At 42.9% G+C, this 9,446-nt stretch carries 9 protein-coding genes; 1 reads left to right on the plus strand and 8 read right to left on the minus strand.

What is annotated here, in order from left to right; translation table 11 throughout:
* Window positions 1–127: 127 nt before the first annotated feature.
* From vprA to FFM78_RS11920, 6 genes are all read right to left on the minus strand, one after another.
* Entirely contained in the window at window positions 128–1,576 is a 1,449-nt protein-coding gene (gene vprA / locus FFM78_RS11895) for a vinyl phenol reductase (RefSeq protein ID WP_137638630.1), read from the minus strand.
* A gap of 12 nt (window positions 1,577–1,588) precedes the next feature.
* Window positions 1,589–2,326: an SDR family NAD(P)-dependent oxidoreductase gene (locus tag FFM78_RS11900; RefSeq protein WP_137638631.1), complete on the minus strand. Its 738-nt coding sequence runs from the start codon at window positions 2,324–2,326 to the stop codon at window positions 1,589–1,591.
* 16 nt (window positions 2,327–2,342) lie between these two features.
* Window positions 2,343–2,888, minus strand: coding sequence for an NADPH-dependent FMN reductase (locus FFM78_RS11905; RefSeq protein WP_137638632.1), 546 nt, complete (start codon window positions 2,886–2,888; stop codon window positions 2,343–2,345).
* A 22-nt stretch (window positions 2,889–2,910) separates the two neighbouring features.
* Window positions 2,911–4,425 (minus strand): FAD-dependent oxidoreductase, encoded by a 1,515-nt coding sequence (locus FFM78_RS11910; protein ID WP_137638633.1) that lies wholly within the window; start codon window positions 4,423–4,425, stop codon window positions 2,911–2,913.
* Between the two features lie 64 nt (window positions 4,426–4,489).
* Window positions 4,490–4,933 carry a hypothetical protein gene (locus FFM78_RS11915; RefSeq protein WP_137638634.1) on the minus strand — a complete coding sequence of 148 codons (444 nt, stop codon included), beginning with the start codon at window positions 4,931–4,933 and terminating at the stop codon, window positions 4,490–4,492.
* A gap of 13 nt (window positions 4,934–4,946) precedes the next feature.
* On the minus strand, window positions 4,947–5,906 hold the full coding sequence (locus tag FFM78_RS11920) for an NAD(P)H-dependent oxidoreductase (RefSeq protein ID WP_137638635.1): 960 nt from the start codon (window positions 5,904–5,906) through the stop codon (window positions 4,947–4,949).
* A 452-nt stretch (window positions 5,907–6,358) separates the two neighbouring features.
* Here FFM78_RS11920 and FFM78_RS11925 point away from each other — a divergent pair, with 452 nt between their 5' ends.
* Window positions 6,359–7,267: a LysR family transcriptional regulator gene (locus FFM78_RS11925; RefSeq protein ID WP_137638636.1), complete on the plus strand. Its 909-nt coding sequence runs from the start codon at window positions 6,359–6,361 to the stop codon at window positions 7,265–7,267.
* A 125-nt stretch (window positions 7,268–7,392) separates the two neighbouring features.
* Here FFM78_RS11925 and FFM78_RS11930 read toward each other — a convergent pair whose 3' ends face one another.
* Window positions 7,393–8,757, minus strand: a complete 1,365-nt coding sequence (locus FFM78_RS11930; protein WP_137638637.1) for an MFS transporter — start codon at window positions 8,755–8,757, stop codon at window positions 7,393–7,395.
* Window positions 8,750–9,178 (minus strand): MarR family winged helix-turn-helix transcriptional regulator, encoded by a 429-nt coding sequence (locus FFM78_RS11935; protein ID WP_137638638.1) that lies wholly within the window; start codon window positions 9,176–9,178, stop codon window positions 8,750–8,752. The genes FFM78_RS11930 and FFM78_RS11935 overlap by 8 nt, the downstream gene beginning before the upstream one ends.
* Window positions 9,179–9,446: the final 268 nt, after the last annotated feature.

Raw genomic sequence — 9,446 nt, forward strand, 5'->3', positions numbered from 1 at the left:
TATCAAAACAACCTGAGCACTGTAATTAGGCGCACAAGCTGTTCTCACAAAAAAACGCTCTACCACCGTATAAAACGGCTAGTAAAGCGACTAGAAACATAGCTAGACTAAAACTCAGTTTTGCTGCTTAACGATTAGTAGTTGCGGCAATATTTAAAATCGCATTACGCCCTGAGAAAACAGCGTAGCCTGCAGTGCTACCTGGTAAGGTAACCGCATAAGTATCCCCAACCAGCATTCCTGCAGCATCGTTGCCGACAGCGTACAAGCCTATTAACGGATAACCGTGATCGTTTAAAACACGATTGTCATTATCAACCCGCAGCCCCCCTAACGCACAGGCCATCCCAACACCGAGTTCAACGGCATAAAATGGACCGGTGGTAACTGCCGTTAGGTAAGCGGCCTGTTTACCAAAATCAGTATCGGCGCCGGCCGTGGCCAACGCATTGTAATGCATAATAGTGTGCTCTAACTGGGGCAAATTTAATTGATCAGCTAAATCAGCAATTGTGTCGGCTTGAGTTAAGTAGCGCTGCCCTTTGGCTAGGTCTTGATCAATTTCCTGTTTTAAGGCTGCAAAAGTCTTTGGCGAAATCGGCGAGTTACCGACTTCTTTGTATAAGCCAACATCCGTTAAATGATCGACGGCGTTTTGATCTAAAATTGAAAATACCCGCGCTTGGGTTAAAATCGCACTACCGGCGTGACACATGTTGTCGTTAACGTCTTCATTAACGAACCGTTCCCCACGCTCATTAACCCAGAGAATTGCTTCCTGGGTGGCGGCAGCGGCTAATTGCGACGCCATATGGACATACGGCGGATTAACCTTATCGTAAATCGCGCCACCACCATATTGAATAGCGCCCATTTGGTAATGTTCAGCGCCAGTGGCCCAAGCTAGTCGTAAGCCGTCACCAGTGGCCTTCCCATTACTGACGGCCAATAGTCGCTGAGATAAGGGGGTGCGCTGCTGAACCAGTTTTGGATTGTCCACGTAGCCACCAGTCGCCAACAGAATATTGGTAGTTTGCAGGTCACGTTCCTGCCCAGTGGATTCATTGGTAACCGTTAACCCACTGACCGCACCATTACTAGTCAAAACTTTTTGTGCGCGAATGCTGGTGATGATCTCGGCACCGGCCGCGACCGCCTTTTCGTAGAGTTTGGTAACCGCCGCATGCCCACCGCCAGCAAAAGTATGAATGGTTGGCCAGCTATCACCTTGGGGCCCGACCTTGGTAAATTCAACACCTAAGCGGTGAAGCCAATCAATCATGGCGCCACTTCCATCAATTAACTTCTTCAAATGTGGTGCGTTGGCTTCGTAATGGGAGTAAGTCAATTCATCCCGCAATAATTTACCTTTACTAATGTTGATGTTATTGGCCTTTTGTAAATAGCTATCAACGCCCATTGCACCTTCAACATAGTTACCGTTGCCGCCTAAAGAGCGGCCTTTTTCAAGTACCAAAACGGCCAATTTTTTTTCACGTGCGCTAACTGCTGCGGCCAAGCCAGATAGGCCTGCGCCAACAATGATCACATCATAATTTTGCTTTTTCGGAAACATATCCAGCGCCTCCTATTTCAAACCGACCGAAACACCACCGTCATTTAAAATCGTTTGCCCAGTCATGAACGTGGCTTGACTGGCAACAAAAACATAGACCTTAGCGACTTCATCCGCAGTTTCGGCACGCTTCATTGGGACGGTTGGTAAAATTTTTTCCAAGAAGCCCCCTGCGTTTAAAGGTGTCTTAGTTAGCCCCGGAGCAACACAATTAACGCGAATATTCTGATCGGCATAATCAATCGCTGCGGCTTGGGTCATTCCCATGATCCCATTTTTAGCCGCATTATAAGCGCCCATTCCCCCTGGATTATAAATACTGCCTAACGCGCCAGCATTAACGATAGAACCAAAACCTTGTTTCAAGAATAGCTTAAGTTCAGCCCGCATACATTGGAATGTCCCCCGCAGATCTAAATTGACCGTTTTGTCAAAATCAGCATCGGTTAATTCAGCAAATGGCTTCAGCACACCGCCACCAGCATTGTTGACCACATAGTCTAAACGGCCAAATTGGGTCATCGTCTGGTCTAGTCCCGCTTGAATGCTGGCATTATCCGTGATGTTCATTACGACCCCAATCACCTCGCCAGTGGATTTAGCAGCCAATTTAGCAGCCGTTGCTTTTACTTGATCGTTATAGTCGGCTAATACAACATTAGCGCCTTGTTTTGCAAATTCTTCACTGATGGCAAAACCAATACCTTGGGCGGCACCAGTCACTAATGCAACTTTATCTTTTAACGTCATTTTAAAAACCTCCATATTAGTTAGCTTGTGTTAATTCGAGAAATTGATCAAAACATTCATCTAGGAAAGCGATGGTTCCCTGATCGATCAATTGCCCCTTTTCATTAAATTTTTGTTTACCCAAGCCGAGTAAAAATTCATTGCCAGCCATGACTTTGGCGGCCAATCCAGGTGAATTTAAGATCTGGCGCAAGTTATCCTGTGCCCGCGAAGTCCCTTGAACACCTAGTGAAGTACCTACTAACATGACTGGTTTTTGAAGCATCAATTCTTTTTCGCAAGACAGCCACTCCATAACACTCTTTAAAGCAGCCGTAATGGCGTGATCATATTCCGGTGTAGAAATAATTAACCCATCGGCAGTATCCACTTGATCATATAGATCTTGGACGACAGCTGGCCGCTCCTGCGTGAAGAAAGCTTCATTAAATAACGGAATATTGTTTATTTCTAACAACGAGATTTCTTTATTGGCGCTGCCATAGCGTTTTTGCATATAAGCCAATAAAGTTCGGTTATAAGATTTGGGCGCGTTAGTCCCAACAATTTCAAGAATTTTCATATTATTGTCACACCTATTCTATTTATTGTTGTGTTACAACATCTTTTGCTGCTGCCTGGGCTGCTAAATAATGCGCCGCACCATCAGCAGCTAGCCGCCCGGAAATCCAAGCAAAGCCATTGGCGATTCCTTCAAAGTTAGAATATGCATCTGAATACAAGCCATTAGCATTATTACCCACAACGTAAACTCCTTTGATCGGTGTTCGGTCAGCGCGTAATGCCTCCAGATCAGCATTCACGTTGACCCCATTTAGCGTACCTAAAATAGCACAACGTTCTTTGACGGCATAAAATGGACCAGCAGCTACGTTAAACTGGAGAAACTTCGTCTGCTTAGCGAACTGTGAATCAGCTTGGTCAGCAATGGCTTGATTATAGGTGGCCAAGGTTTGTTGCAACTGAACTGCCGGTACGTTGATTTTTTCAGCTAAAGCGGCTACAGAATCGGCTTTGACAGCATCTCCGGCCGCAATCACTTGGTCAATATCTTGTTCTAATGTTGTTAATGGCCCGACAGTTAAAATAGGTTTATTACCTGGCTCAGTAAATTGCCGCGAAAAGGCATCTTCCCAGTTCACCTGTTGTTGCTTAAAGTCAGCAACGGTTTTTTGATCGAAAATCAAGTAATAATAACCGCCTTCAGCATGGGCCACGTTGCCCCATTGAGCAAAGTCGTAAACAACTTCTTCATTGGTAAACCGTTGACCGATCTTGTTCACCCAGAGCAACGGCAAGTTAGTCAAAGCCTCCACTGCATTTTGCCGTTTCATCGGATTGACGTTAAAACTTGGTGCACATCCATGGGCAAAAAGAATTGGATTATGCTGAGTATCACCACCGATTCGCTGTACCATCGCGATGCCATCACCAGTTGCTTTGCGTTCACCTAAGTTCATAAGCTCGTCGGCATCTTTAAAAGCAGTCCGCATCATCTCTGGATTACCCGGATAACCACCATCGCCGATGATCACTGCTTGGCAAGTGATCCGAATAGGTCCTTCATCTTTATGCCTGGCAATAACCGCCTTTAAACCATTGACCCCATAGTCTAAATCGATCCCCGCGGTTTCCGTTAGAATTTGATTGCCAGCTTTTTTAGCAATTGCAGCCATTTTATCCCAAGCAGTAAGACGCTCGGCAAATGAATCAAATTCATGATAGATCGGTTGATCATTTAAATGCGCGGGTTGCGCATTTGGCGTTAAGCTGGTGGCTAGGCCAAACTGTTTCATCCAGTCAATGGTTGTGGCAGATTTCTTCAGTACCCGGCTTATTAACGGTCCATTGACCAAGTAATGACTTTGCTGGGTCATATCCTGTAAAGCCTCTGAAAAATGATAATTCACATGTTGCTTTTTTTGATCAGCGCTATCAACGCCGTAAACCCCATGGGCCCCAAATTTACCGGCCCCACCGATCTTATCGCCTTTTTCGAGTAGCACAAAGCTAACGTGATGTTCAACTAATTGCATCGCAGCGCTGATCCCTGACGACCCAGAACCAATCACCACAACCTGTGTTTCGATTTTTTTCATAATGATTACCCTCATATTTTTAGTTAATTAAATTTATAAGCCTGTTTATTCAGTGAATCTGTGTTTACCGCGAGGTACCAAAGGCCAACCATTCTGCGACTAAATTAGTCCCCAACGATAAAATATACGTGACAACGTAAATTGGTAAGAAAGTACCAATAAACGCAAATAGAAAATCTGGAAAGGCGCGCACATTATACAGATTTAAAACAAAGCCGATCACAAAAACATATAGAAAACTCAACGGCACATTAGCCACTAATCTGCCTAAGCCACCTTTAGGATTTTGAATGTGCAAATGCCGCGGTAGTTGAACCGCAATTTTTTGAATTGGAAAAACAAAACTGACTAAGCATGCAAACAAGAAAGCTAGAAATACATTTGTTAACCAGTTCACCAGATCAAGTTTCATATTTGCAATCACCGGTGCCACTGTAGAAATAACCACTGCTAATGGAATATTATTGACCAAATTGATTATCAGAATCTGTTTTCTGCTCGGTTTCATTTATTTTTCCTCCTTATTTTGAAGCGACCGCTTTGGCTTTGGCAGGTTTTATCGCTTTAATAAAATGCCGATAGCCTTTCTTACGTTCTTTATATTCCGGTGTCTTCATTGTTTTAAGGAATTCGCCCTCGATTTTATCCTTAATATCATTGCCGTGAATGAATTTACCGGATAAGGTATCGTGGGCCTTTTCAAGTTGTTCATCTGGGAAGCTAAATTTTGGCTTGCCCGCAACCATATCTAACTTGCCAACAATGCCACATTCAGAACAAGTGGCGGTGCCATTATCAGGATCCAAGTAGAATAGGTTACTGTGGCAATGCGGGCAAACACCTGGTTTTCCTTGATAAGTCGCATGCGCAATATCAGCTGCGGCCTTGGCAATATTAGTGCCTACCTGCCGAACTTCAGCTAAACGTTGGTCATCCATTAAAATACCTTTGGCCCATGGAAACCACTTATTGTCGATTACCTTCCACATAGTTGTCAAAGCATGCATTGCGTGTTCCACTTGAACTCGGGTTCCCCATTCGGAACCGCCAACACCCATATAAGAGATCACTTTATCTTGCAAAATTCGCGGATCCGTCATTTTACCACCAGTTTGTGCAGCAATCTTATCATTAATAATGTTATTGCCCCGATCTAACCGCGGTCCAAAACGGTCCATCAACGTATGGAATAAACCAGAAGCGCCTTCTTCGAAAATCGGATCGCTGATAACGATTCCATCAGCGTCTAACATTTTATCCAGTAGCCAGTTAAAATCGTCATTTAAAATACAAGTATTGCCCTTTCCAGACAGTAGCACCCGTGAACAGGTTACACAGCCAGTACAATGTAAAATATTCAAGGTCGACATTTGGATGAATTCGACTTCGGCCCCAGCATCCTGAGCACCTTCCAAGGCCTCAACACATAATGAATCGTTGGTCCCACCCTTAGTCCCAAAAGAAATTCCTAGTACTTTCATATCTAACACTCCTTAATTAAAATTTTTGCTGTCAATTATAAATTACCGTTACTGCCTACCTTATAAAGCGCTTTCAAAAAAGGACCTGTACTTCACTGTTGGCCTCGAGCAAGCCATCCCCCCGGTTACTTAAGTAATTCCCATTGGTGCCGGCAATTATGTGAAAAATAAGCTTAGCGTTAATTGGCCTTAGCAACCTACCAAATGAAAATGTTATTATACTTTCAGTGATCTTCATCAATCAAATGCTGATCCAAACAATTTTCTAGGCTGTTTGAACTAAAATCACAGACCTGTATAGGCAAAATTTCAATATTATAAAGCGGCTTCAGCTTTTATTCAGAATCACTTGCTCACAACTTCATTATATGTTAAGTTGAGAAATAGAAAATATTCGATCAGGTTAGCCCCCTCTTAACTAAATCGTTAATGTATGTGAAGAAGTGAATTTAATGAGTCATTTAGCAATGAATCCATTACAAATTGAGTACTTTTTATCCGTGGCACAAACTAAAAGTGTTGCCCAAAGTTCGCGGGAATTATTTGTTTCTGCACCAGCAATTAGTAAGCAATTAACTGCCCTAGAACGTGATTTAGGTGTTACTCTATTAACCCGCTCCCATACCGGAATGGCCTTAACCCCAGCTGGCGAAGAATACTATGAATTCTTTGCCAAAACCTTTGCGCAACTTAGTGCCTTGAAACGACATTATCATGTTCAGGCAGATGCAACATTAAATCTTTCACTGGGTATTCTGAAAGATTGGGCCATTTATGAACGATTACATGAACTGGAACAGCGCCTAAAAGAAATCTTCCCGCAACTGACCTTAACTATTTTGCCAATGCCAGAAGATGCGCTGATCGAAGCGTTAAGTAATAGTAAGCTAGATATGGTGCTGTCGATGCCTAACCGCTTAGCTTCAGACTTGGGTACAAATCAATATGTGTCAGAAACCAAACTGTGTACCGTTCAAAAAGTCGTCGTTTATGCCCAATATTTATTTGGATCAAAACCTGGCACTCCAAAAATAACGGATTTTGCCGATAAAACGATGTACAGTGTATCCAACCAATCACGGCGCTCCGCGGCCTTAGCAGATACGTTGATCTGCAAACATTACGGCTTTCAACCAAAATTAGCCCCTGAAGAAGATTTAAATGCCGCCTTAGCAAAGGTCGGCATGGGTCACGGCTTTACTATTCTGGATAAGTGGTCCGCTTTCTGCTATTTTCCAGAATTACACAGTATTCCGGTCGATTACCATAATGACGTCAGCTTGTTTACTCACCAACAGTTGAAGGCTCCCTTCAGAAATACGATTGCACAGCTAGCACAGGCTATTTTTAAACAGACTTGATGATTATAAAAAGATCCTTAATGGTGGCTTTTCGCCGCGATTAAGGATCTTTTATTTATTCAGCACAACTATAAAAACCGATATGCTAACAAACTAAAAATATAAACACACTCAAATTCTGCGTCCTATTTAGCTTTCCGTAAAACTACCAGCATGATCACCAATTCTAAAATAGTTAAACCTAATAACAGCAAAAATGCGTTAGCGGCACCAATTGCTGTCCCCACAGCCTGTGACGCAGTGCTTCTTTGACCAACGGCTACGATCATAGCAGCTAAACTAGTGCCTAATGCTGCCGCAAACTGCTGCATAGTAGTGAAAATAGCGTTACCGTCAGCGGCCTGATCCTGTTTAATTTGACGCAAGCCGTTAGTCATCATGTTACCCATGATCGTTCCGATTCCCAACATGTAGATAAGGTACCAGCCACTAATTGCTATTGGTGTTAGCCGCCGGCCAAATATTGTAAGGCCAAGTAACCCGATAGCGACCACAATACTACCAGATAATAAAATTCGTTTGGCGCCAAAATGATCATATAGTCGCCCGGAGATCGGTGCTAAAATTCCTCCTAATGCAGCACCTGGCAATACCATTAAGCCTGCAATCAATGCCGAACGACCGTTAACTAATTGCATATAATTTGGTAAAACAAAGGACAACCCTAATGCAGTAATTTGTAAAAAGATAAAGCTGAGCACATGCCCTGTAAAATAACGGTTGGCAAACAAATGCAATTGAATAATTGGATTATCCTGTCGCAATGACCGAACACTAAAACCAACTAGGGCCACTAAACCAATAACTAAAGCGATAATGCTGGCAACACTACCTAGATTAGCAATCCCCCAGATCAAACCGCAAAAAGCAATAATGATCAGCACCACACTGCCTAAATCAACTGGTGCAATCACTTGCTCACCAGTTTGGGTAATACAAGTCAATCCTAAAATTAAAGCAATGATCAAAATTGGCAACAAGAAAGCGAAAATAAAGCGCCAAGACATAGTAGAAACCACTAAACCACCAAAAGTTGGCCCGATCGCCGGTGCAATCCCAGTAATCAAGGTACCAAAACCCATCATCATTCCAATACGGCTTTGCGGTACTTGTTCCAAAATAATATTAAACATTAATGGTAATGCCACCCCGGTGCCCATACCTTGAACTGCGCGGCCAAGTAGCAAGACCCAAAATTGTGGCGCCAATCCGTCTAAGATCACTCCTAAAATAAACATGGTAATGGCAAAGAGAAATAAAGATTTAGTCTTGAAGCGCCGTTTCAAAGTTGCCGATAACGGTACGATCGACGCCACTACCAATAAATACAATGTGGTCATCCACTGCACTGTCGTAGTGCTCACATGAAACTCGCGCATTAAAGTGGGAAACGTAATATTCATTGCGGTTTCCACGATCACCCCACTAAACGACATTAAACCAGTTGCGACCACCGCCCCAATAGTTTTAGCGGCAATTTTTTCAGACATTTTCTTCCCCTCCATTTAACTTAATAAAAAAGCGCAATACCTCTAGAAAAGCTTGGCGTGTCTCCAAACTGAACTGGCCGTCAATGGCTTGTTGCTGCTGTTGAATGTAAGCCGACACGCGATCATACAGGCTGATGGCTTTTGGGGCCAAGCAGACTTCCTTTTGCCGCTTATCCGTAGTAGCACGCCGTTGTTGAATTAATCCAGATTTTTCCATTCGCTGCAAGATTAAGGTAGCAGTGGACCGTTTAATGTTAAATTCGGCTTCAATATCCCGTTGCAAAACACTACCTTGCACACCGATAAAGTCAATGACCGACATTTGTACCCCGGTCAACCCAAATTGTTTGGCGTACTCAGATAAAGATTTATTCATTTGATTCGTTGCAAATTTGATTGCCTTACCGTAGTTTTCTTGCATCAGTTTTCCTTCCTTTGTTAGCAAGCTAACATTAACTATGGTAGCACCATTAGCTGTAAAATGAAATAGTTGTTTTAAAGCTAACGTTTTTCAAATAAGGCTGTTGTGTTTTTTAACGCACTTTTTAAACATCAAAACTACAGTAATCAGTATTGAAAGATATCTGAACGTAAGCACCAAATAACTGACCGACTATCAAACTAACTAAATCCAAGTTATGATTACCTCATCAAATAATTGGTGAGGTGATTTTTATTGGCAAAACCCG

This window comes from Loigolactobacillus binensis (assembly GCF_005405165.1).
Classification (GTDB): domain Bacteria; phylum Bacillota; class Bacilli; order Lactobacillales; family Lactobacillaceae; genus Loigolactobacillus; species Loigolactobacillus binensis.

What these genes read in the sequence shown, in the direction of transcription:
- FFM78_RS11935 (WP_137638638.1), bottom strand. Translation starts at nt 9,178, where the DNA reads ATGCAAGAAAACTACGGTAAGGCAATCAAATTTGCAACGAATCAAATG.
- vprA (WP_137638630.1), bottom strand. Translation starts at nt 1,576, where the DNA reads ATGTTTCCGAAAAAGCAAAATTATGATGTGATCATTGTTGGCGCAGGC.
- FFM78_RS11930 (WP_137638637.1), bottom strand. Translation starts at nt 8,757, where the DNA reads ATGTCTGAAAAAATTGCCGCTAAAACTATTGGGGCGGTGGTCGCAACT.
- FFM78_RS11915 (WP_137638634.1), bottom strand. Translation starts at nt 4,933, where the DNA reads ATGAAACCGAGCAGAAAACAGATTCTGATAATCAATTTGGTCAATAAT.
- FFM78_RS11910 (WP_137638633.1), bottom strand. Translation starts at nt 4,425, where the DNA reads ATGAAAAAAATCGAAACACAGGTTGTGGTGATTGGTTCTGGGTCGTCA.
- FFM78_RS11925 (WP_137638636.1), top strand. Translation starts at nt 6,359, where the DNA reads ATGAGTCATTTAGCAATGAATCCATTACAAATTGAGTACTTTTTATCC.
- FFM78_RS11905 (WP_137638632.1), bottom strand. Translation starts at nt 2,888, where the DNA reads ATGAAAATTCTTGAAATTGTTGGGACTAACGCGCCCAAATCTTATAAC.
- FFM78_RS11900 (WP_137638631.1), bottom strand. Translation starts at nt 2,326, where the DNA reads ATGACGTTAAAAGATAAAGTTGCATTAGTGACTGGTGCCGCCCAAGGT.
- FFM78_RS11920 (WP_137638635.1), bottom strand. Translation starts at nt 5,906, where the DNA reads ATGAAAGTACTAGGAATTTCTTTTGGGACTAAGGGTGGGACCAACGAT.